Raw genomic sequence first — 25,199 nt, 5'->3', positions numbered from 1 at the left:
GCCCGACCACCACCCCCGTCCCCGTCCGCCTGACCGGCGCTCGCAGGTCGTCGCGCACCAGCCCGGCGCGCATCCCGTGAGCCCGGTGGCGACGGTCCCCGAGGCCGACCGCCTCCGTCCCGGAACCCCCGCTCCGGAACCTCCGCACCAGGCGGGTCCGCGCGGTCCCCACGGGGCAGGACGGGGTCGGGTGGTCGCCGATCCAGTCCCTCCCACACGCTCCCCCGCGAACACCCGGAAGGTTCCGCCATGTCCCGGCCCGATGGCGCCGTCGTCCCCCTCACCACGGCACAGCGCGAGATCTGGTTCGCCGAGCAGCGCGCGGGCGGCCCGATCCCGTCCTACCGGATCGGGGAGTGCCTGGAGATCCACGGCGCGGTCGACCCGGTGGTGTTCGAGCGGGCGCTGCGCCTGGTCGTGGACGCGGCGGACGTGCTGCACGTCCGGGTGGTGGAGGGACCGGACGGCCCGGCGCAGGTCGAGCGCGGCGACCGGGACTGGGAGCTGACCACCCTGGACCTCTCCGCCGAGCCCGAACCGCGCGCGGCGGCGCTCGACTGGTCCCGCCGCCACCTGCACCGCCCCGTCGACCTCGCCCACGACCGGCTGTTCGCGTTCGCCCTGATCAAGCTCTCCGACGAGAACTTCGTGTGGTACCAGGGCTACCACCACCTCGTCACCGACGGCTTCGGCTACCGGCTGCTCAGCAGGCGCGTCGGCGAGGCCTGCGCCGCGCTCGCCGAGGGCCTGCCGTTCGAGCCGGTCGTCACCCCGCTGCGCGAGGTCGTGGCGCACGACCTGGCCTACCGCTCCTCGGGCCGTGCCGCCGAGGACCGCGCGCACTGGGCGAGCCACCTGGCCTCTCCGCCGGAGCTCACGACACCGGCGGGCGATCCCAGGGCCGTGGTCCGCTCGGCCGACCTCGGCGACGTGGCCGGCCTGGCGGACGTGGGCAGGCGGTCCGGCGCCACCTGGACCCGAGCGCTCGTCGCCGCCACCGCGCTGTACGCGCACCGCCTCACCGGCGAGCGGGACGTCGTGCTCGGCCTCGTCGTGTCCGGCCGCCCCAGGGGCGACGCCCTGCTGGCGGACTCGATCGCCGTGGCGGCCAACGTGGTCCCGCTGCGCCTGCCGGTGCGCCCGGACACCCGCTGGGGCGACCTGGTCACCGCCACCAGGCGGGAGATGACCGCCGCACTGCCCCGCCAGCGCTACCGCTACGAGGACCTGCACCGCGACCTGGGCGTGGGCGCCCTGTTCCACGCGGTCGTCAACATCATGCCCTTCCGCCCGGCCGCGGGCTTCGCGGGCCACCCGGTCACCGCGCACCCCCTGTCCACCAGCCTCGGCCCCACCCTGAGCCTCCTGGCCTGGGACGACGGAAAGCCGTGCGTGGAGGTGCACGCGACCGCCGACGCCCCCGTCGAACACCGCGCCGAGGCCCACCGCGCCCGCCTGGCCGCCTTGGTGGCCAACCTCGCCCCGATCACCCCGGCCACCCCGATCGGCCGAGTGAGCCTGACCCCCACCACCCTCGTCCTGCCACCCCAACCCGGCCCCGCGACGGTCACCCCGACCGGCCTCGTCGTACCGGGCCCCGCAACACCACCACCCGCCGAGTCCGCCACGACAGCCCCTGCGGACACGACAACCCCTGCCGAGCTGTTCGCCGAGCAGGTCGCGACGACACCGGACGCGGTCGCCGTCGTGCACGGCGACACCACCCTGACCTACGCCGAACTCGACGCCCGCGCCGAACGGCTCAGCCGCGCCCTGCACGCGCACGGCATCGGGGCAGAGCACTTCGTCGCACTGGCCATGCCCAGGTCGGCCGATCTGGCGACCGCACTGCTGGCCGTCCTCAAGCGCGGCGCGGCCTGCGCCCCGCTCGACCCGGCCCAACCACCAGCCCGAATCGCCGACCTGCTCGCCGACATCCGCCCGACCTCGGTGCTCACCGACGCCACCACCGCACGCGAACTCGCGGGTGTGCTGCCCACGAACTCCTTGCTCGTGGCCGATCTCCTGGTCGAGTCCGAGCCCGAGCCCATGCCCGAGCCCGAGTCCGCTGCTCGGGGAAGCGCCGAGCAGCTCCAGAACGAGGCCGCCTGCCAGGACGGGCGCACCCACGCCGAAACCGGCGCCGTCGCCCTGAGGCAGCAGACCTTCACCGTCCCCGCCGCCCGCCGCCACAGCGACACCACCCCGCCAGCCTCCGCCTCGCGCGCGACCACCTCCCCCGCCCCCACCTCCTTCCCCGTCGACCCGCGTCAGGCCGCCTACGCGCTGCACACCTCGGGTTCCACCGGTCGCCCCAAGGGCGTCGTGATCACCCACGGCGCCCTCGCGAACCTGCTCGTCCACCACCGGACCACGCTGTTCGCCACGTCCGCGCGCCCGCTGCGGGTCGCCTGGAGCACGTCGACCTCCTTCGACGCCACCTGGGACCAGCTCGCGTGCCTGTTCGCCGGGCACGAGCTGCACGTGGTCGACCACGCGACCTGGACCGACCCCGCCGCCTGCGTCGCGCACGTCGCCGCCCAGCGGCTCGACTTCGTCGAGTCCGCGCCGTCCTACCTTCGCGTCCTGGTGGCCAAGGGCCTGCTGGACGACCCCGCGCGGCGGCCCTCGGTGGTGGTCGCGGGTGGGGAGGCGGTGCCCGAGGAGCTGTGGCGCAGGTTGCGCGCGGTCGACGGGGTGCGCGCGGTCAACCACTACGGCCCCACCGAGTGCGCCGTCGACGCCACCACCGCGGACCTCGCGGACTCGGCCAGGCCGGTCATCGGGCGGCCGATCGGGCACGTGCGGGCGCTCGTGCTCGACAGCGCCCTCCAGCCCTCGCCCCCCGGCGTGCCGGGGGAGCTGTACCTGGCTGGCGCGGGTGTGGGACGCGGCTACCTCGGACAACCGGCCCTGACCGCAGAGCGCTTCGTCGCCGACCCGTTCGGCGAGCCCGGCCGGCGCATGTACCGAACCGGCGACCTCGTGCGCCGCACCGGCGCCGGCGACCTGGAGCACCTCGGCCGCGCCGACGACCAGGTCAAGGTGCGCGGCTTCCGGGTCGAACCGGGCGAGGTCGAGGCGCGCCTGCTCGAACACCCCGGCGTCGCACGGGCCGCCGTGGTCGTCCGCCACCGCGGCGGCGCCAACCACCTCGCCGCCTACCTGGTGCCCGCGGACACGGCACACGGCACGGCAACACAGGACACCGCCACGTCCGCCGCCGCCCCTGCCGACCCCGCAGCCTCCGATGCCGTGCCGGGCACCGCCGCCTCAGGCGCCCTGCCTGCCTCCGGCGCCCTGCCCACCTCCGGCACCATGCCCACCCCCGCCGCCCTGCGGGCCCACCTGCGTGAGCGGCTCCCCGAGCACATGGTCCCCTCGGTGTTCGTCGTGCTCGACGCGCTTCCGCTCACCACCAGCGGCAAGCTCGATCGCAGGGCCCTGCCCGACGTCGGCGTCGAGGTCGGCGAAGGGCGGCCCCCGCGCGGTGAGCGGGAGCGGGTGCTGTGCGGGTTGTTCGGCGAGGTGCTCGGGGTCGCGCCGGTCGCGGCCGACGTCGACTTCTTCGCGCTCGGGGGGCACTCGTTGCTCGCCGTTCGGCTGGTCGCCGCCGTGCGGGCCTCGCTCGGGGTCGAGCTCGGGCTGGCCGACCTGTTCGACGCGCCGACGCCCGAGGCGCTCGCCGCCCGCGTCGACGCCGCCGCGCCCGCCCGCGCCCCGCTGCGGCCCCGGCCCCGGCCGGAGCGGGTGCCGCTCTCGCCCGCGCAGCGCCGGTTGTGGTTCCTGCACCAGGTCGAAGGCGCGGGCGCCACCTACAACATCCCCCTGGCGCTGCGGCTCACCGGCGCACTGGACCGGGACGCGCTCCGCGCCGCCCTCGGCGACGTGGTCGCCAGGCACGAGAGCCTGCGCACGGTCTTCCCGTTCGTCGACGGCGAACCCGTGCAGCACGTGCTGCCCCCGGCCCCGCTGCCGCTGCCGGCCACCGCCACCACCGCCGACGCCCTCCCCGCCCTGCTCGCCGCCTCCGCCCGCCACGGGTTCGACCTCGCCGCCGACGTCCCGCTGCACGCCGAGCTGTTCAGCACCGGCCCCGAGGAGCACGCGCTGCTGCTCGTGGCGCACCACATCGCCTCCGACGGCTGGTCGATGGGAGCGCTCTCCCGCGACGTCGCCACCGCCTACACCGCCCGGCTGCGCGGCGCGGCCCCGGACTGGGCGCCGCTGCCGGTGCAGTACGCCGACCACGCGCTGTGGCTGGCCGAGACCGCCGGCGACGAGGCCGACCCGAACAGCCGGGCCGCGCGGGGGCTCGCGTTCTGGCGGCGCGCCCTCGCCGGGCTGCCCGAGGTGCTCGACCTGCCCACCGACCGGCCCCGCCCCACCACGACCAGCCACCTCGGCGGCGTCGTGCCGGTCGTGCTGCCCGCCGACCTGCACCGGGGCCTGCGCGCGGTGGCGCTCGACCGGGGCGCGAGCCTGTTCCTGGTGCTCCAGGCCGCGCTCGCCGCCCTGCTGGACAAGCTCGGCGCGGGCCGGGACATCCCGATCGGCACCCCGGTCGCAGGCCGCTCCGACACCGCCGCCGACGACCTCGTCGGGTTCTTCGTCAACACCCTCGTGCTGCGCGCCGACACCTCCGGCGACCCGACGTTCACCGAGCTGCTCGACCGGGTGCGCGAGACCGCGCTGGCCGCCTACGAGCACCAGGACGTGCCGTTCGAGCGCCTGGTGGAGGCGCTCAACCCGACCCGTTCCCTCGCGCACAACCCGCTGTACCAGACCCTCCTCGCCCTCCAGCACGACCCGCTGGGCCCGTTCGACCCGCCCGGCCTGACCGGCGTCGCCGAGCTGGTGCACACCGGCACCGCCAAGTGCGACCTGAGCCTGATCCTCACCGAGACCACCACCGCCGACGGCGCGCCCTCGGGCGTCACCGGCAGCGCCGAGTACAGCGCCGACCTGTTCGACCGGGACACCGCCGAACTGCTCGTGCGCCGCTGGCTCGACCTGCTGCGCCAGGTCGTCGCCGACCCCGGCAGGCGGCTGAGCGCGTTCGACGTGCGCACCGCCGCCGAACGCGCCACCACCCCGCAGGTCACCCACCGCCCGCGCGGCGCGCTGCATGCCCTGTTCGAGGCGCGCGTCGACCGCGCCCCGGACGCCGTCGCCGTCACCTGCGACGGCGCGGCCCTGACCTACGCGGAGCTGGACGCCCGCGCGAACCGGTTGGCGCGCCTGCTGGTCGAGCGCGGGGCCGGACCGGAGCGGCTGGTCGCCCTGTCGCTGCCGCGCTCGCTCGACCTGGTCGTCGCGGTGCTCGCCGTGCTCAAGTCCGGCGCGGCGTACCTGCCGGTCGACCCCGGTTACCCGCCCGCCCGCGTGGCGTTCCTGCTCGACGACGCGCGCCCCGCCCTGCTGGTCACCGCGGGCGGGACCGCCCAGGAGCACGCGCTCGACCTGGACACCGTCGACCTGGACGCCGTCGACTGGGACGCGCTCGACCCCACCCGCCCCGCCGTCGCCGTCCACCCGGAGTGCGCGGCGTACGTGATCTACACCTCCGGCTCCACCGGCACCCCCAAGGGCGTCGTCGTCCCGCACGCCACCGTGGTGCGCCTGTTCGACGCCACCGACCACTGGTTCGGCTTCGACGAGCACGACGTGTGGACCCTGTTCCACTCCTACGCGTTCGACTTCTCCGTCTGGGAGCTGTGGGGCCCGCTGCTGCACGGCGGCAGGCTCGTCGTCGTCCCGCACGAGACCAGCCGCTCGCCCGAGCGCTTCCTGGAACTCCTGGAGCGCGAGCGCGTCACCGTGCTCAACCAGACCCCGTCCGCGTTCCACCAGCTCGACCGGGCCGAGCGCGAGCACCCCACCACCCTGGACGCCCTGCGCTACGTGGTGTTCGGCGGCGAGGCGCTCGACCTGCCGCGCCTGGCGGACTGGTACTCCCGGCACGCCGACGACGCGCCCGCGCTGGTCAACATGTACGGCATCACCGAGACCACGGTGCACGTCACCCACACCGCGCTCGACCGCTCCCGCGCCGTCCCCGGCGCGCCCAGCGACATCGGCGCGGCCATCCCCGACCTGCGCGCCCACGTCCTGGACGCCCGGCTCAAGCCCGTCCCGACCGGCGTCACCGGCGAGCTGCACATCTCCGGCGCCGGCCTCGCGCGCGGCTACCTGAACCGGCCCGGCCTGACCGCGACCCGCTTCGTCGCCGACCCGTTCGGCGAGCCGGGCAGGCGCATGTACCGCACCGGCGACCTCGCCCGCCGCAACCGCCACGGCGCGCTGGAGTTCCTGGGCCGCGCCGACCACCAGGTGAAGGTGCGCGGCTTCCGCATCGAGCTGGGCGAGATCGAGGCCGCGCTGGCCGAGCACCCCGAGGTCGCGCAGGCCGTCGTCGTCGCCAGGCAGGACCGCGCCGACGACACCCGGCTCGTCGCCTACACCGTCGCCACCCCCGGCGCCCACCCGCGCCCCGACGCCCTGCGCGCCCACCTTGCGCAGCGGCTGCCCGCGCACATGGCGCCCGCCGCGTTCGTGCCGCTCGACGCGATCCCGCTGACCGGCAACGGCAAGCTCGACCGCAAGGCCCTGCCCGAGCCCGAGACCGCCCTCGTCGGCGGGCGCGCCGCCCGCACCCCGCAGGAGCAGCTGCTGTGCGAGCTGTTCGGCGAGGTCCTGGGCGTGGCGGGCGTCGGCGTGGACGACGGGTTCTTCGACCTGGGCGGCCACTCGCTGCTCGCCACCCGGCTCGTGTCGCGGGTGCGCGCCACCCTCGGCGTGGAGCTGGAGCTGCGCACCCTGTTCGAGAGCCCCACCCCGGCGGGCCTGGCGGCCGTGCTCGGCGGCGCGGGCCGGGCCAGGCTCGCGCTGACCCCGCAGGAGCGCGGCGAGCGCGTGCCGCTGTCGTTCTCCCAGCGCAGGCTGTGGTTCCTGCACCAGCTGGAGGGCGCGAGCGCGAACTACAACATCCCGCTGGCCTGGCGGCTCACCGGCGCGCTGGACCTGCCCGCCCTCGAAGCCGCGCTCGCCGACGTGCTCGCCAGGCACGAGAGCCTGCGCACCCTGTTCCCCGACACCGGCGGAGCCACCCACCAGCTCGTGCTCGACGCGCCCCCGCGCCCGCGCGTGCCGGTGTCGCCCGTCGCCGAGTGCGACCTGGCCGCCACCGCGACCGCCGCCGCCACCAGGGGCTTCGACCTGGAGACCGAGCTGCCGCTGCGCGCCCAGGTGTTCGCCCTCGCGCCCGACGAGCACGTGCTGCTGCTGGTGGTGCACCACATCGCCGGTGACGGCTGGTCCCTCGGCCCGCTGGCCCGCGACCTGGCCACCGCCTACACCGCCCGCCTGCGCGGCCACGCCCCCGACTTCGCGCCGCTGCCCGTGCAGTACGCGGACTACGCGCTGTGGCAGCACCGGCTGCTGGGCGACCACACCGACCGGACCAGCTCCTTCGCCCGCCAGGCCGCGCACTGGACCGGCGCGCTCGCCGGGCTGCCCGAGGTGCTCCGGCTCCCCACCGACCGGCCGCGCCCCCCGGTCGCCTCGCACCGGGGCGGGTTCGTCGAGATCGACCTGCCCGGCGAGCTGCACCGCGCCCTGCGCGACCTGGCGGGCCGGGACGGCGCGAGCCTGTTCATGGTGCTCCAGGCCGGGCTCACCGCCCTGCTCACCCGGCTCGGCGCGGGCCACGACATCCCGGTCGGCACGCTCATCGCGGGCCGCACCGACCAGGCGCTCGACCACCTCGTCGGCTACTTCGTCAACACCCTCGTGCTGCGCGCCGACACCTCCGGCGACCCGAGCTTCACCGAGCTGCTCCGCCGGGTGCGGGAGCGCGCGCTGGCCGCGTACGCGCACCAGGACGTGCCGTTCGAGCACCTGGTCGAGGTGCTCAACCCGCCGCGCTCGCTCGCGCACCACCCGCTGTTCCAGGTCATGCTCGTGCTGCAGAACGCGCCGCGCGCCGACTTCGCCCCGGACGGGCTGACCGCGTCCCCGCTGTCGATCACGACCACCACGTCCAAGCTCGACCTGATCTTCTCGGTGACCGAGCGGCACGACGCCGACGGCGCGCCCGCCGGGCTCGGCGGGTTCGTGGAGTACTCCAGCGACCTGTACGACCGGTCCACCGTCGAGGTGCTCATCGCCCGCTGGGCCCGGCTGCTCACCGCCGTGACCGCCGACCCGGCGCGCCCGATCGGCCGGGTCGACCTGCTCACCGCGACCGAGCGGCGGGAGCTGCCGCGCCGCCCCCGACCGGTGGCCGCGCCCAGGGCCGCGCTGCACGAGCTGTTCGCCGCGCGGGCCGCGCTCGTGCCCGACGCCGTCGCCGTCACCTCGGACGGGGCCGAGCTGACCTACCGCGAGCTGGAGGAGCGCGCGAACCGCCTGGCGCACCTGCTGGCCGCGCGCGGGGCCGGGCCGGAGCGGCTGGTCGCCCTGGTGCTGCCGCGCTCGCTCGACCTGGTCGTCGCGGTGCTCGCCGTGCTCAAGACCGGGGCCGCCTACCTGCCGATCGACCCGGACTACCCGGCCGCGCGCGTCGCGGCCACCCTCGCCGACGCCGCGCCCGCGCTGCTGGTGGGGGAGGGCGGGCTCGACCTCGCCGCCGAGCGCACCACCGAGCTGCTGGCCGCCGCGCCCACCACCGCGCCCCCGGCGCGCGTCGACCCGGCCTGCGCGGCGTACGTGATCTACACCTCCGGCTCCACCGGCACGCCCAAGGGCGTCGTCGTCCCGCACGCCACCGTGGTGCGGCTGTTCGAGGCCACCGACCACCTGTTCGCGTTCGGCGAGCACGACGTGTGGACCCTGTTCCACTCCTACGCGTTCGACTTCTCCGTCTGGGAGCTGTGGGGCGCCCTGCTGCACGGCGGCAGGCTCGTCGTGGTGCCGCACGGGACCAGCCGCTCGCCCGAGCGGTTCCTGGAGCTGCTGGAGCGCGAGCGCGTCACCGTGCTCAACCAGACCCCGTCCGCGTTCCACCAGCTCGACCGGGCCGAGCGGGAGCGCCCGACCAGGCTGGACGCGCTGCGGTACGTGGTGTTCGGCGGCGAGGCCCTGGAGCCCACCCGGCTGGCGGGCTGGTACTCGCGGCACGCCGACGACGCGCCCGCGCTGGTCAACATGTACGGGATCACCGAGACCACGGTGCACGTCACCCACCTGCCGCTGGACCGCGCGCGGGCCGCCGACCCCGGCAGCGCCATCGGCGTCCCCATCCCGGACCTGGGCGCGTACGTGCTCGACCCCGCGCTCTCGCCCGTGCCGCCGGGGGTGGTGGGGGAGCTGTACGTGCCGGGCGCGGGGCTCGCGCGCGGCTACCTGAACCGGCCCGGCCTGACCGCGACCCGGTTCGTCGCCGACCCGTTCGGCGGGCCCGGTGAGCGCGTGTACCGCACCGGCGACCTCGCCCGGTGGCGCGCGGACGGCAGCCTGGAGTACGCGGGCCGCGCCGACGACCAGGTGAAGGTGCGCGGCTTCCGCATCGAGCCGGGCGAGATCGAGGCCGTGCTCGGCGCGCACCCGGACGTCGCGCAGGCCGCCGTCACCGCACGCCGCGAGGGCGCCGACGACACCCGGCTGGTCGCCTACACCGTGCCCGCCGCCGGGACCGAGCACGACCCCGAGCGCCTGCGGGCGCACCTGGCCGACCGGCTGCCCCGGCACATGGTGCCCTCGGTGTTCGTCGCGCTCGACGCGATCCCGCTGACCGGCAACGGCAAGCTCGACCGCGAGGCCCTGCCCGCGCCGTCCCCCGCCCCGGCCCGCCGCAGCCGCCCCGCCCGCACCCCTCGGGAGCGGGTGCTGTGCGAGCTGTTCACCGAGGTGCTGGGCGTGGCCGAGGTCGGCGCGGACGACGACTTCTTCGCCCTGGGCGGTCACTCGCTGCTCGCCACCCGGCTGGTGTCGCGGGTGCGCTCCGCCCTCGGCGTCGAGCTCGACCTGCGCGCCCTGTTCGGCTCCCCGACGGTCGCCGGGCTCGCCGCCGTGCTCGACGGCGCCGACCGGGCCCGCCCCGCCGTGACCCGCGCGCCGAGGCCGGACGTGCTGCCGCTGTCGTCCGCGCAGCGCAGGCTGTGGTTCCTGCACCAGCTCGAAGGCCCCTCCGCCACCTACAACATCCCGCTGGCCTGGCGGCTCACCGGCGAGCTGGACCGGGCCGCGCTCGAAGCCGCCCTCGGCGACCTGGTCACCCGGCACGAGGTGCTGCGCACGGTCTACCCGGCGCACGGCGACACCCCGCACCAGGTCGTGCTCGACTCGTTCCGCCCCGACCTGCCGGTGCGCGCGGCGGACGGCGACCTGTCCGAGCTGCTGACCGCCTCGGCGGCGCGCGGCTTCGACCTCGTCGCGCACCCGCCGCTGCGCGCCGAGCTGTTCGCGCTCGCGCCCGACGAGCACGTGCTGCTGCTGGTGGTGCACCACATCGCCGGTGACGGCTGGTCCCTCGGCCCGCTGGCCCGCGACCTGGCCACCGCCTACGCGGCCCGCCTGCGCGGCGGCGGACCGGACTGGGCGCCGCTGCCCGTGCAGTACGCGGACTACGCGCTGTGGCAGGAGGACCTGCTCGGCGACCCCGCCGACGAGCGCGGCGCCGCCGCCCGCCAGACCGCGCACTGGACCCGCGCGCTGGCCGGCCTGCCCGAGCGGCTGGCCCTGCCCACCGACCGGCCGCGCCCCGCCACCGCCTCCTACCGGGGCGGACGCCTGCCCGTCGAGCTGGGCCCCGAGCTGCACCGGGGGCTGGTCGAGCTGGGCCGCGAGCACGGCGCGAGCCTGTTCATGGTGCTCCAGACCGGGCTCGCCGCCCTGCTCAGCCGGATGGGCGCGGGCCACGACATCCCGGTCGGCACGCTCATCGCGGGCCGCACCGACGAGGCGCTCGACGACCTCGTCGGGTTCTTCGTCAACACGCTGGTGCTGCGCGCCGACACCTCCGGCGACCCGAGCTTCACCGAGCTGCTGGGGCGGGTGCGGGAGAGCGCGCTGGCCGCGTACGCCAACCAGGACCTGCCGTTCGACCGGGTCGTGGAGGCGGTCAACCCGGCCAGGTCCCTGTCGCACCAGCCGCTGTTCCAGGTGGTGCTGGCGCTGCAGAACGTGCCCCGCTCCGGCCTCGCACTGCCGGGCCTGGCCACCGAGGTCGTGCCGGTGCACCCGGCCACCGCCATGTTCGACCTGTCCGTCACGCTGCTGGAGCGCGAGGGCGCCGGGGGAGTGCACGGCTGGGTCGAGTACGCCGCCGACCTGTTCGACGCCACCACGGTCCAGGCCCTGGTCACCCGCTGGGCGCGGCTGCTGGAGACCGCGCTCGCCGACCCGGCCCGCCCGCTGGGGCGGTTCGACGTGCTCACCGACGCCGAGCGCCACCTGCTGCTGGTCGAGCGCAACCGCACCGCCCACCCCGAGCCGGTGGCGAGCCTGCCCGCGCTGTTCGCCGCGCAGGTCCGCCGCACCCCGGACACCACCGCGGTCGTCTTCGGCGACGCCGAGCTGACCTACGCCGAGCTGGACGCCCGGTCCGACGCGCTCGCCCACGTCCTCATCGGGCGCGGGGCCGGGCCCGAGCGGGTCGTGGCGCTGCGGCTGCCCAGGGGCGTCGAGCACTTCGTCGCGCTCCTCGCCGTGCTCAAGACCGGCGCGGCCTACCTGCCGGTCGACCCGGCCTACCCGGCGGCGCGGGTGGAGTTCATGCTCGCCGACGCTCGGCCCGTGCTCGTGCTGGACGACCCGGCGGACGTGCGCGCCCACTGGAACGACACCAGCGCACCACTGGGCGTCGGGCACGACCCGAGGCACCCGGCGTACGTCATCTACACCTCGGGCTCCACCGGAACGCCCAAGGCCGTCGTGATGCCCGCCGGCGCGCTGGTCAACCTGCTGCGCTGGCACCACCGCGCCCTCGGCGGCGAGGTCGGCGCGCGGGTCGCCCAGTTCACCTCCACCAGCTTCGACGTGTCCGCGCAGGAGATCCTGTCCGCGCTGCTGTTCGGCAAGACCCTGGTCGTGCCGGACGAGGAGCAGCGGCGCAGCGCCGAGCTGCTCGTCGACTGGCTCGACCGGCACCGCGTCGAGGAGCTGTACGCGCCGGACCTGGTCCTCGAAGCCGTGGCGGAGGCGGCGAACGAGCGCGGCCGGGACCTGCCCGCGCTGCGCCTGCTCGCCCAGGCGGGCGAGGCGATGCGGCTGGGCGGCGCGCTGCGCGAGTTCCAGCGGCGCGTGCCGGGGCGGGCGCTGCACAACCACTACGGGCCCGCCGAGACGCACGTGGTGACCGCGTTCCCGCTGCCCGCGGACCTGTCCGCGTGCCCGCTGCCGGTGCCGATCGGGCGTCCGGTGGCGAACACGGCGGTGTACGTGCTCGACGCCGCGCTGCGGCCCGTCCCGCCCGGCGTGCCGGGTGAGCTGTACCTGGCGGGCGCGGGGCTCGCGCGCGGCTACCTGGGCCGGCAGGGGCTGACCTCGGCGCGGTTCGTGGCCGATCCGTTCGGCGGGCCGGGCTCCCGGATGTACCGCACGGGCGATGTGGCCCGGTGGCGCGCCGACGGCGAGCTGGAGTTCGGCGGCCGTGCGGACGACCAGGTGAAGGTGCGCGGCTTCCGGGTGGAGCCGGGTGAGGTGGAGGCGGCGCTCGCCGGGCACCCCGAGGTGGCCAGGGCCGTCGTGCTCGCCCGCTCCGACGTGCCCGGCGGGGCCCGGCTGGTCGGGTACGCCGTGCCCGCGCCCGGCCGCGCGCCGACCGCCCGCGCCCTGCGCGCGCACCTGGCCGACCTGCTGCCCGACCACCTCGTGCCGTCCTCGGTCGTGCTGCTCGACGCGATCCCCCTGACCCCCAACGGGAAGCTGGACCGGGCCGCGCTGCCCGCCCCCGGAGCCGACGAGCCGGAGGCCGCCCGACGCCCGCGCACCCCGCGCGAGGAGATCCTCCGCGAGCTGTTCGCCGAGGTCCTCGGGCTGCCGGAGGTGGGCGTGGACGAGGACTTCTTCGCCCTGGGCGGTCACTCGCTGCTCGCCACCCGGCTGCTGTCGCGGGTGCGCGCGACCCTCGGCGCGGAACCGGGGCTGCGGGCCCTGTTCGAGGCGCCCACGGCGGCCGGGCTCGCCACCCGGCTGTCCGGCGGGGGCGTCCGCGCCCCGCTGACCGCCCGGCCGCGCCCGGCCCTGGTGCCGCTCTCGCCGGCGCAGCGCAGGCTGTGGTTCCTGGAGCAGGTCGACGAGGCGTCCGGGGCCTACCACCTGCCGCTCGCGCTGCGGCTGGCCGGGCCGCTGGACCGGGAGGCGCTGCGGGCCGCGCTGGACGACGTGGCCGCGCGGCACGAGAGCCTGCGCACCGTCTTCCCCGACCGGGACGGCGTGCCCGCGCAGGCCGTGCTGGACGGGGTGCGCGTGCCGTGGGCCGTCGTGGACGCCACCGGGGCCGACCTGCCGCCGCTGCTGCGGGCCTGCGCGGTGCGCGAGTTCGCGCTGGCGGTGGAGCAGCCGATCCGGGCCGCGCTGTTCGTGACCGGGCCGGACGAGCACGTGCTGCTGGTGGTGCTGCACCACATCGCGGCGGACGGCTGGTCCATGGGGCCGCTCTCGCGCGACCTGGCCACCGCGTACGCGGCCCGTGCTCGCGGCGAGGCGCCTGCGTGGGCGCCGCTGCCGGTGCAGTACGCGGACTACGCGCTGTGGCAGCGCGACCTGCTCGGCGACGAGGGCGACGAGGGCGGCGAGTTCGCCCGCCAGGTCGAGCACTGGCGGACCCGGCTCGCCGGGCTGCCCGAGCTGATCACCCTGCCCGCCGACCGGCCGCGCCCGGCCAGGGCCAGCCACCGGGGCGAGCACCTCGCCGTCGAGCTGGACGCCGGTCTGCACGCCCGGCTGTCCGACCTGGCCCGAGCATCCGGCGCGACGCTGTTCATGGTGCTCCAGGCCGGGCTCGCCGGGCTGCTCACCAAGCTCGGCGCGGGTGAGGACGTCGTCATCGGCAGCCCGATCGCCGGGCGCACCGACGAGGCGCTCGACGAGCTGGTCGGGTTCTTCGTCAACACCCTGGTGCTGCGCACCGACACCTCCGGCGACCCGAGCTTCACCGAGCTGGTGGCGCGGGTGCGGGAGGGGGCGCTGGAGGCGTACGCGAACCAGGACGTGCCGTTCGAGCACCTGGTGGAGGTGCTCAACCCGGCCCGGTCCCTGTCGCACCACCCGCTGCTCCAGGTCGTGCTCGCCGTCCAGAACGCCCCGAGCGGCGACTTCGCCCTGCCGGGCCTGGCGGTCACCGGCGTGCCGGTGCCCACCGGCACCTCCCGGCTCGACCTCGCCATCAGCCTCACCGAGCGGCGCGCCGAGGACGGCTCGCCGGGTGGTCTGGTGGGCGCGGTCGAGTACAGCACCGACCTGTTCGACCGGGCCACCGTCGAGCTGCTGCTGACCCGCTGGACCCGGCTGCTCACCGCCGTCACCGCCGACCCTGGGCTCCCGCTGCGCGCCGTCGACCTGCTCGGCGGCTTGGAGCACCGGGCGCTGGCCGACCGCAACAACACGGCGAAGCCGGTGGCGGGCGAGCACTTCGCCGCCCTGTTCCGGGCCGTCGCCGACCGCGCCCCCGGCGCGACCGCCGTCGTCGGGGCGGCCGAGGCGCTGACGTACGCGGAGCTGGACGCGCGGGCCAACCGGTTCGCGCACGCCCTCGTCGCGCTCGGCGCAGGCCCCGAGGACGTGGTCGCGCTGCGGCTGCCGCGCTCGGTGGAGCTGGTCGTGGCGGTGCTGGGCGTGCTCAAGGCGGGCGCGGCGTACCTGCCGGTCGACCCGGCCTACCCGGCGGCGCGCATCGAGCTGATGCTCGCCGACGCGCGGTGCGCGCTGGTCGTGGACTCGCCGGACGCGGTGAACGACCCGGCGGGCGTGCTGCTCGCGGGTGGCGGGGCAGCGGGCGGCAGGGCAGTGGGAGGCGGGGCAGCGGGCGCTGGACCGGTGGACACCGGAGCCGCTGGCGGCGGGGCGGTGGCTGGCGGACCGGCGGTTGGCGGACCGGCGGCCGGTGGACCGGCGGCTGGTGGACCGGCGGCTGGCGGACCGGTGGCTGGCGGACCGGTGGCTGGCGGACCGGTGGCCTGCGGGGCGGCTGCCACCGACCCGGTGGTGCTGCCCGACACCGATCCGCGGGTGCTCGTCCGGCCGGAGAACCCGGCGTACGTCATCTACACCTCCGGCTCCACCGGTCGCCCCAAGGGCGTGGTGGTCACCCACGGCGGCGTGCCCAGCCTCGTCGCCACCCAGGTCGAGCGGCTCGCGCTCGACCCGCGCAGCCGGGTGCTCCAGCTCGCGTCGCCGAGCTTCGACGCCGCCTTCTGGGACCTGTGCGCCACCCTGCTGACCGGGGCCGCGCTGGTGCTCGCGCCGGTCGACGACCCGCTGTCCGCGCTGACCGGCGCGGACGTCACCCACGCGACCCTGCCGCCCTCGGCCCTGGCCTCGGTGGACGGCGAGGTCAGCGCGACCACGCTGGTCGTCGCGGGGGAGGCGTGCCCGCCGGAGCTGGTGGCGCGCTGGGCTCCGGGGCGGCGGATGGTCAACGCGTACGGGCCGACCGAGACCACGGTCTGCGCGACCGCCAGCGGTCCGCTCACCCCGTCCGCCGACGCGCCGACCATCGGGCTGCCGATCGCCAACGCCCGCGCGCACGTGCTGGACGCCGCGCTGCGGCTGGTGCCGGACGGGGTGGTGGGGGAGCTGTACGTGTCCGGGCCCGGCCTGGCGCGCGGGTACCTGGGCCGCCCAGGGCTGACCTCGGAGCGGTTCGTGGCCGACCCGTTCGGCGCGCCCGGCTCGCGGATGTACCGCACCGGCGACCTGGCCCGGTGGCGGGCGGACGGGCTGGAGTTCGTCGGGCGCGCGGACGAGCAGGTCAAGGTGCGCGGGTTCCGGGTCGAGCTCGGCGAGGTCGAGTCCGCGCTCGCCGCGCACCCCTCCGTGGCGCGGGTGGCCGCGACCGTCCGGCGGGACCGGCTCGTCGCCTGCGCCGTCCCCGCCGGGGACCGGCTGGACGTGGCCGAGCTGGACCGGTTCCTGCGGGTCCTGCTGCCCGAGCACCTGGTCCCGGCCGCGATCGTCACCGTCGCCGACCTGCCGCTGTCGCCCAACGGCAAGCTCGACCGGGACGCGCTGCCCGACCCGGTCGCGGAGGTGACCGGGCGGGCCCCGCGCACCCCGCGCGAGCAGGTGCTCACCGGGCTGTTCGCCGAGGTGCTCGGGCTGCCCGAGGTGGGCGTGGCCGACGACTTCTTCGACCTGGGCGGTCACTCGCTGCTCGCCACCAGGCTGATCGCCCGCGTCCGCACCACCCTCGGCGTCGAGGTGCCGCTGCGCGAGCTGTTCACCTCGCCCACCCCGGCCGCGCTCGCCGCCGTGCTCGACGGCCCTGGGCTCGACGGCCCTGGGCTCGACGGTTCCGCGCTCGACGGCTCCGGGCCCCGCGGTTCCCGGCGGGCGCGTCCCGCGCTGACCGCCCGCCCCAGGCCCGAGCGGGTTCCGCTGTCGTTCGCGCAGCGGCGGCTGTGGTTCCTAGACCGGGTGGAGGGGCCGTCGGCCACCTACAACATCCCCGTGGCGCTGCGGCTGTCCGGCGCGCTGGACCGGGACGCGCTGCGGGCCGCGCTGGACGACGTGGTGGCCAGGCACGAGAGCCTGCGCACGGTCTTCCCCGAGGTCGACGGCGTCCCGGTGCAGCGGGTGCTGCCCGAGGCGCGCGTCGCGCTCGACGTGACCCGCGTGGCCGGTGGGCTGACCGAGGAGCTGGCGCGGGTGGCGCGGGCGCCGTTCGACCTGGCCGCCGGGCTGCCGCTGCGGGCCGCGCTGTTCGTGCTCGGTCCCGACGAGCACGTGCTGCTGCTGGTGGTGCACCACATCGCCGGTGACGGCTGGTCGACCGGGCCGCTCTCGCGGGACCTGGCCACCGCGTACGCCGCCCGCCGCCGGGGCGAGGCCCCGGCGTGGGCCCCGCTGCCTGCGCAGTACGCGGACTACGCGCTGTGGCAGCGCGAGCTGCTCGGCTCCACCGACGACCCGGACAGCGCGTTCAGCAGGCAGCTCGCCCACTGGGCAGACGCCCTGGCCGGGCTGCCCGAGCGGATCGCCCTGCCCACCGACCGGCCGCACCCGGCCGTGGCAGGCTACCGGGGCGCGCAGGTCCCGCTCGACCTCGACGCCGGGCTGCACGCGCGGCTGGTCGAGCTGGGCCGCCGCACCGGGGCCAGCCTGTTCATGCTCGCCCACGCCTCCCTGGCCGCCCTGTTCAGCGGGCTCGGCGCGGGTGCGGACATCGCGATCGGCAGCCCGATCGCCGGGCGCACCGACGAGGCGCTCGACGACCTCGTCGGGTTCTTCGTCAACACCCTCGTCCTGCGCACCGACACCTCCGGCGACCCGACCTTCACCGAGCTGGTCGCGCGGGTGCGGGAGCGCGCGCTGTCCGCGTACGCCAACCAGGACGTGCCGTTCGAGCACCTCGTGGAGGCGCTCAACCCGACCCGGTCGCTCGCGCACCACCCGCTGTTCCAGGTCATGCTCGCGGTGCAGAACATCCCGATGGGCGACTTCGAGCTGCCCGGTCTGAGCGTCGAACCCGTGCCCGCGCCCACCGGCACCGCCAAGTTCGACCTCGGGTTCAGCCTGGTCGAGCGGTTCGACGCGGACGGCGCGCCCGCCGGGATCGCCGGGTACGTCGAGCACAACACCGACCTGTACGACGGGGCCACCGTCGAGACCCTGGTGACGCGGTGGACGCGGTTGTTGGACGCGGTGTCGGCCGATCCCGACCTGCCGGTCCGCCGCGTCGACCTGCTCTCGGCCGACGAGCGGCGCGCCCTGCTCACCGGGCCCTCGGTCGCCGGAGCCGAGACGCGCACCCTGACCGGGGTGTTCGGCGAGGTGGTCCGAGCCCACCCGGACGCGGTCGCGGTCGAGCTGGACGGGACCGCGCTCAGCTACGCGGCGCTGGACGCGTGGGCCGACCGGTTCGCGGGCGACCTCGTCGCGCGCGGGATCGGGGTCGAGGACCTGGTCGCGCTGGAGCTGCCGCGCTCGCTGGAGCTGGTGGTCGCGGTGCTGGGCGTGCTCAAGGCGGGGGCGGCGTACCTGCCGGTGGACCCGGCCTACCCGGCGGCCCGCAAGGCGGTCATGGTCGGCGACGCACGGCCCGCGCTGGTCGTGGACCGGCCCGACCCGGTCGTGGACGCCGGGGGCGCCGCGCCGGTCGGCGGGCCCGCCGCGGGCAACGCCGCGTACGTCATCCACACCTCCGGCTCCACCGGGCGGCCCAAGGGGGTCGTGGTCACCCACGCGAGCGTGGTGCGGCTGGTCGACGCGCAGGTCGAGCGGTTCGCGATCGGCGCAGGCGACCGGGTGCTCCAGTTCGCCTCGCCCAGCTTCGACGCCTCGGTGTCGGAGCTGTTCACCGCGCTGCTCACCGGGGCCACCGCCGTGCTGACCACCGACCCGGTCGGCGCGCTCGCCAGCGCGGGGATCACGCACGCGACCGTGCCGCCCTCGGTGCTCGCCGCCGTGCCGGAGGTCAGCGCGACCACGCTGGTCGTCGCGGGGGAGGCGTGCCCGCCGGAGCTGGTGGCGCGCTGGGCTCCGGGGCGGCGGATGGTCAACGCCTACGGGCCGACCGAGACCACCGTCTGCGCGACGATGAGCCTGCCGCTCAGCCCTGGGGGCGGTGCGCCGACGATCGGGCGCGCGGTGCCGCACGCGGCGGTGCGCGTGCTGGACGCCGCGCTGCGGCTGGCGCCGCCGGGTGTGGTGGGGGAGCTGTACGTCGCCGGGTCCGGGGTGGCGCGCGGGTACCTGGGCCGTCCGGGGCTGACCTCGGAGCGGTTCGTGGCCGACCCGTTCGGCGCGCCCGGCTCGCGGATGTACCGCACGGGTGACCTGGTGCGGTGGCGGGCGGACGGGCTGGAGTTCGTCGGGCGCGCGGACGAGCAGGTCAAGGTGCGCGGGTTCCGGGTCGAGCCGGGGGAGGTGCAGGCCGCGATCGGCGGGCACCCCGAGGTGGCCGCCTGCGCGGTCGTGGCCAGGCGGGACCAGGCCGACGACACCCGGCTCGTCGCCTACCTCGTGCCCCGCACCGGCCGCGAGCGCGACACCGCCGCCGAGCGCGACCACGTCGGGCGGTGGCGGGAGGTCTACGACGCGCTCGACTACCGGTCCGGAGACGTCCCGCTCGGCGCGGACTTCACCGGCTGGAACAGCGCGTACGACGGCACGCCCATCCCCGAGGAGCAGATGCGGGAGTGGCGCGACGAGACCGTGGCGCGCATCCGCGACCTGCGGCCCCGGCGGGTGCTGGAGGTCGGCGTGGGCACCGGTCTGCTGCTGGCCGAGCTGGCCCCGGACTGCGAGACCTACTGGGCCACCGACCTGTCGGCGGCGGCCGTGGACGCGCTGTCCGCGCGCGTCGCGCTCGACCCGGCGCTCGCCGGGCGGGTGGTGCTGCGGGCCCAGCCCGCGCACGACACCTCGGGGCTGCCGGAGGGGCTGTTCGACACCGTCGTGATCAACTCGGTGGTGCAGTACTTCCCCGGCGGGGGCTACCTCGCCGACGTGCTGCGCGGCCTGCTGGGGCTGCTCGCGCCCGGTGGCGCGCTGTTCGTCGGCGACGTGCGCAACCCCCGCACCCAGCGCGCCCTCGCCGCCGCCGCGCACCACGCCAGGGGCGGCGACCCGGAGGGGACGCGGCGCGCGGTCGAGCGGGCGGTGGCGGCCGAGGAGGAGCTGCTGGTCGACCCGGACTTCTTCACCGCGCTGCGCGGCGAGGTGGCCGGGATCGGCGCGGTCGTGGTGGAGGTGAAGCGCGGGCGCGCCCACAACGAGCTGACCCGCCACCGCTACGACGCGACCCTGCGCCGCACCCCGCTGCGCACCGAGCCGATCCAGGTGGCCGAGCTCGGGTGGGCGGACGCGCGCGGGCTCGACGGCCTGCGCGCCCTGCTCGCGGCCGGGCTGCCGGTGCGGGTCACCGGGGTGCCGAACGCCCGGCTCACCGCGGAGACCGCGCTGGTCGAGGCGGCGTTCGCGGGTGGTCCGGAGGAGGCCGAGCTGGCTGGGGCGGCGTTTGCCGGTGGTTCGGCGGGTGGGGGGCTGGTTGGGGCGGTGTTTGCGGGTGTTCCGGAGGAGGCCGGGCTGGCCGGGGCGGCGTTTGCGGGCAGCGCGACCGGGGACGGGGTGGCCGGCGTGCCGCTCGCGGGTGGTTCGGCGGGCTCGTCGGCCGATTCCCGGCCGGGGAGCAGCAGGCCGGGCGGTGCCGCTCCGGGAACGGGGCCCGCAGCCGGCGCAGACAGCCCGACCGGGCCTGCCGGGGCCGGGCTGTGCGCGACCGGGTCCGCGGCGGGCGGGCTGGCTGCGACCGGGTCTGCGGCGAGCGGTCCTGCCGGGGCCGGGTTCGTGGTGCGGGGCGGGGCGGAGGGCGGGGTGGCCGGTGCTGCCGCGTTCGGCGTCGGGCGGGCGGGTGCGTTCGGCGGGGGTGCGACCGCGTCGAGCTGGTTCGGGGTGGACGAGTCCGAGCTCGCCGTCGACCCCGAGGAGCTGCACGCCCTCGCCGCCGCGCACGGGGTGCGGGCTTGGGTCACCTGGGGTGACCTCGCCGGAACCGTGGACGTGGTCTTCGCCGATCCGGCCGCGCTCGTCGAACCGCACCGGGGTGGTGCGGTCCGGCCGCTCGGCGAGTTGACCACCACGCCTGCCGGGCGCGGGACCGGGGGGCTCGTCGCCGACGTGCGGGCCCACCTGGTCGAGCGGTTGCCGGAGCACCTGGTGCCCTCGGCGTTCGTGGTGCTCGACGCGCTGCCGCTCACGCCGGTCGGCAAGCTCGACCGGGCCGCCCTCCCCGCGCCCGACGCGGGCGCCCGGCCCGGCCGCTCGCCGCGCACGCCGCGCGAGGAGCTGCTGTGCGGGCTGTTCGCCGAGGTGCTCGGGCTCGACCGCGTCGGCGTGGACGACGACTTCTTCGACCTGGGCGGTCACTCGCTGCTCGCCACCCGGCTCGTGTCGCGGGTGCGGGCGGTGCTGGCCGTGGAGCTGGACGTGCGCGCGCTGTTCGAGACGCCCACCCCCGAGGGGCTCGCGGCGCGGCTCGACGCGGCCGGGGCCGCCCGGCCCGCGCTCGTCCCGGTCGAGCGGCCCGAGCGGGTGCCGCTGTCGTTCGCGCAGCGGCGGCTGTGGTTCCTGCACCAGGTCGACGGGCCCTCCGCCACCTACAACATGCCCCTGGCCCTGCGGCTCACCGGCGCGCTCGACCGGGAGGCGCTGCGGAACGCGCTGGGCGACCTGCTGGCCAGGCACGAGAGCCTGCGCACGGTCTTCCGCGACGAGGGCGGGGTGCCGCACCAGCACGTGCTCGACCCCGTCCCGCCGCCGCTGCTCGTGCACCCGGCCGGTGCGGGCTCGCTGCTCGACTCGGCCCGGCGCGGGTTCGACCTCGCCGAGCAGCCGCCCATCAGGGCTGAGCTGTTCGAGACCGGATCGGGCGAGTCCGGGCCCACCGAGCACGTGCTGCTGATCGTGGTGCACCACATCGCGGCGGACGGCTGGTCCATGGGGCCGCTCTCCCGCGACCTGGCCACCGCGTACGCCGCCCGCTGCCGGGGCGAGGCCCCGGCGTGGGCCCCGCTGCCGGTGCAGTACGCGGACTACGCGCTGTGGCAGCGCGACCTGCTCGGTGAGCCCACCGCGCCGGACAGCCGCTTCGCCGAGCAGCTCGCCTACTGGACCGGTGCGCTCGCCGGCCTGCCCGAGTGCGTCGAGCTGCCCACCGACCGGCCGCGCCCCGCGGTCGCCTCGCACCGGGGCGACGTGCTGCCGGTCGAGCTGTCCGCCCGGCTGCACCGCGCGGTGCGCGACCTGGCCGCAGCGCAGGGCGCCAGCGTGTTCATGGTGCTCCAGGCCGGGCTCGCCGCGCTGCTCACCAAGCTCGGCGCGGGCGAGGACATCGCGATCGGCAGTCCCATCGCCGGGCGCACCGACGAGGCGCTCGACGACCTCGTCGGGTTCTTCGTCAACACGCTCGTGCTGCGCACCGACACCTCCGGCAACCCGAGCTTCACCCGCCTGCTGGGGCGGGTCAGGGAGAACGCGCTCGCCGCGTACGCGAACCAGGACGTGCCGTTCGAGTACCTAGTGGAGGCGGTCAACCCGGCCCGCTCGCTCGCGCACCACCCGCTGTTCCAGGTGGTCCTCGGCCTGCAGAACGCGCCGTCCGGCGACTTCGCCCTGCCGGGGCTGGAGATCGGCCACGAGTCCGCGCCCACCGGCACCGCCAGGGCCGACCTGACGATCAGCCTGGCCGAGCGGTTCCGCCCGGACGGTGAGCCGGACGGGCTGGTCGGGGCGGTCGAGCACGCCACCGACCTGTTCGACCGGGACACCGTCGCGGCTCTGGTCGACCGCTTCGCGCGGCTGCTCGACGCCGTCACCGCCGACCCGGACGCCCCGTTCCAGCGCGCCGACCTGCTGGGCCCGGCCGAGCGGGACCGGCTGCTGGAGCTGGGCGGCGCGCCCGTCGAACCGCCCGCCGGGGACCTCGCCGGGCTGTTCGCGGAGCAGGCCCGGCGCACCCCGGACGCGGTCGCCGTCGTCCACGGCGACGCCGAGCTGACCTACGCCGGGCTGGACGCCCGCGCCGACCGGCTCGCCGCCGCGCTGACCGGGCGGGGCGTGGGGCGCGAGACGCGGGTGGCGGTGCTGCTGGAGCGCTCGCCCGAGCTGGTCGTGGCGCTGCTGGCGGTGCTCAAGGCGGGCGGGGCGTACGTGCCGCTCGACCCGCGCTACCCGGCCGCCCGCGTGGAGCTGATCCTGCGGGGCAGCGGCGCGACGACCGTGCTCACCCCGGAGGTCCTCGCCGAGCTGGAGGCCGCCGAGCCGGAGGCCACCGCGCCGGAGACCCCCGCCCCCGCCGTCCCGGCCGGCGTGGGCCACCCCGAGCAGCTCGCGTACGTCATGTACACCTCCGGGTCCACCGGCACGCCCAAGGGCGTCGGCGTCACCCACCGGGACGTCGTGGAGCTGGCGCTCGACCCGGTGTGGCGGGGCGGGGCGCACGAGCGGGTGCTGCTGCACGCGCCCGTCGCGTTCGACCTGTCCACCTACGAGCTGTGGGTCCCGCTGCTGTCCGGCGGGTGCGTCGTCGTCACCCCGCCCGGCGAGTTCGACCCGGCCGTGCTGCACGAGGTGATCACCCGGCAGCGGGTCACCGCGCTGGTCCTGCCGTACTCGCTGCTCAGCCTGCTCGTCGACGAGCGGCCCGAGACGTTCGCCCACGTGCGCGAGCTGATCACCGCAGGTGAGGCGGTCGCGCCCGGCGCGGTCGCCCAGGTGCTGCGGGCCTGCCCCGGCGTCACGGTGGTCAACGCCTACGGGCCGACCGAGACCACGGTGTACTCCACCCACCACCGGGTGACCACCACGCCGGACCCGGCGCGGCCGGTGCCGATCGGCGGGCCCACGCGCGGCACCTGCCTGCGGGTGCTGGACCGGGGGCTGCGGCTGGCGCCGCCCGGCGTGGTGGGCGAGCTGCACATCGCGGGCTCCGGGCTGGCCAGGGGCTACGTGGGCGCGCCCGGTCGCACCGCCGAGCGGTTCGTGGCCGACCCGTTCGGCGCGCCCGGTTCCCGGATGTACCGCACCGGGGACCTGGTGCGGTGGCTGCCCGGCGGGGAGCTGGAGTTCGTCGGGCGCGCGGACGGGCAGGTGAAGCTGCGCGGGTTCCGGATCGAGCTGGGCGAGGTGGAGACCGCGCTGGAGCGGCTGCCCGAGGTGGCCCGCGCGACCGTCGTGGTGCGCGAGGACCGGCCGGGGCACCCCTGCCTGGTCGCGTACCTGGTCCCCGCGCCCGGTGCGGCGGTCGACCCCGGCGCGCTGGCGGAGCCGTTGCGCGGGCAGGTGCCGGAGTACGCGGTGCCCTCGGCGTTCGTGGTGCTCGACGCGCTGCCGCTGACCCCGAACGGCAAGCTCGACCGGGCCGCGCTGCCCGCGCCGGAGCTGCCGGTGCGGGGTGCGGGGCTGATGCCGAGGACCCCGCACGAGCAGTTGCTGTGCGAGCTGTTCGCCGGGGTGCTGGGGCGCGAGCGGGTGCACGTGGACGAGGGCTTCTTCGAGCTGGGCGGGCACTCCCTGCTGGCCGCGCGGCTGGTGGCCATGGTGCGCGACGTGCTCGGGGTGCCGCTGGGCCTGCGCACGCTGTTCGAGTCCCCCACACCCGCCGCGCTGGCCGCGCACCTGGACGTGGGCGACCCGGACAACGCGCTGGACGTGCTGCTGCCGCTGCGCGCGGCCGGGGCAGGGGCCCCGCTGTTCTGCGTGCACCCCGGCGGCGGGATCAGCTGGTGCTACAGCGGGCTGCTCAGCCACCTGCCGCCCGACCAGCCGGTGTACGCGCTCCAGGCGCGCGGGCTGGGCCGGGTGGAGCCGCTGCCCTCGTCGTACGAGGAGATGGCGCGCGACTACGCCGACCAGATCCGCAAGATCCAGCCGAGCGGGCCGTACCGGCTGCTCGGGTGGTCGGCGGGCGGGTTGATCGCGCACGCGGTGGCGTGCGAGCTGCAGGAGGCGGGGGAGCGCACGGAGCTGCTGGCGATCCTCGACGCCTACCCCGTGGTCGACGTCGAGTTCTTCGAGCGCTCGCCGGTCCCGTCGGAGCGGGACGTGCTGGTCGGCATCCTCGACTGCGCGCCCGACGAGGTGGACGAGGGGCCGATGAGCCGGGACGACGTGGTGCGGGTGCTGCGGGAGCGGGGGAGCGCGCTCGCGGGGCTGGACGAGCGGCAGGTGGCGGCCGTCGTCGAGATCATGATCAACAACGGGCGGCTCGCGCTGGAGCACCGGCCGGGGCTCTTCGACGGCGACCTGCTGCTGTTCAACTCCACCGTCGACCGGGGCGGCGACACCGCGACCCCGGACCACTGGCGGCCCTACGTCACCGGGCGCGTCCACTCGCACGACATCGGCGCCCGGCACGACCGCATGACCCAGCCGGGATCGCTGGCCCAGATCGGGCCCGTCGTGGCTGCGGCGCTCGACGCCGTGGCCGGGGGACGGGCCGTCGGGGACGGCGGGCCCGGCAGCACCACCGGCTAGAACCCAGCACCACCGGTTAGAACCCAGCACCACCGACTGGAACCCAGCACCGATCAGGAGGA

General features: G+C 76.7%; 1 protein-coding gene. It reads left to right on the top strand.

What is annotated here, in order from left to right; translation table 11 throughout:
* Positions 1 to 249 precede the first annotated feature (249 nt).
* A complete protein-coding gene (locus CNX65_RS37125; RefSeq protein ID WP_096494646.1) occupies positions 250 to 25,137 on the top strand; it encodes a non-ribosomal peptide synthetase in 24,888 nt (8,295 codons plus the stop codon).
* Positions 25,138 to 25,199 lie beyond the last annotated feature (62 nt).

The organism is Actinosynnema pretiosum (assembly GCF_002354875.1).
In the GTDB taxonomy this organism is placed as follows: domain Bacteria; phylum Actinomycetota; class Actinomycetes; order Mycobacteriales; family Pseudonocardiaceae; genus Actinosynnema; species Actinosynnema auranticum.
This window is presented reverse-complemented; position numbering and strand designations above follow the sequence as displayed.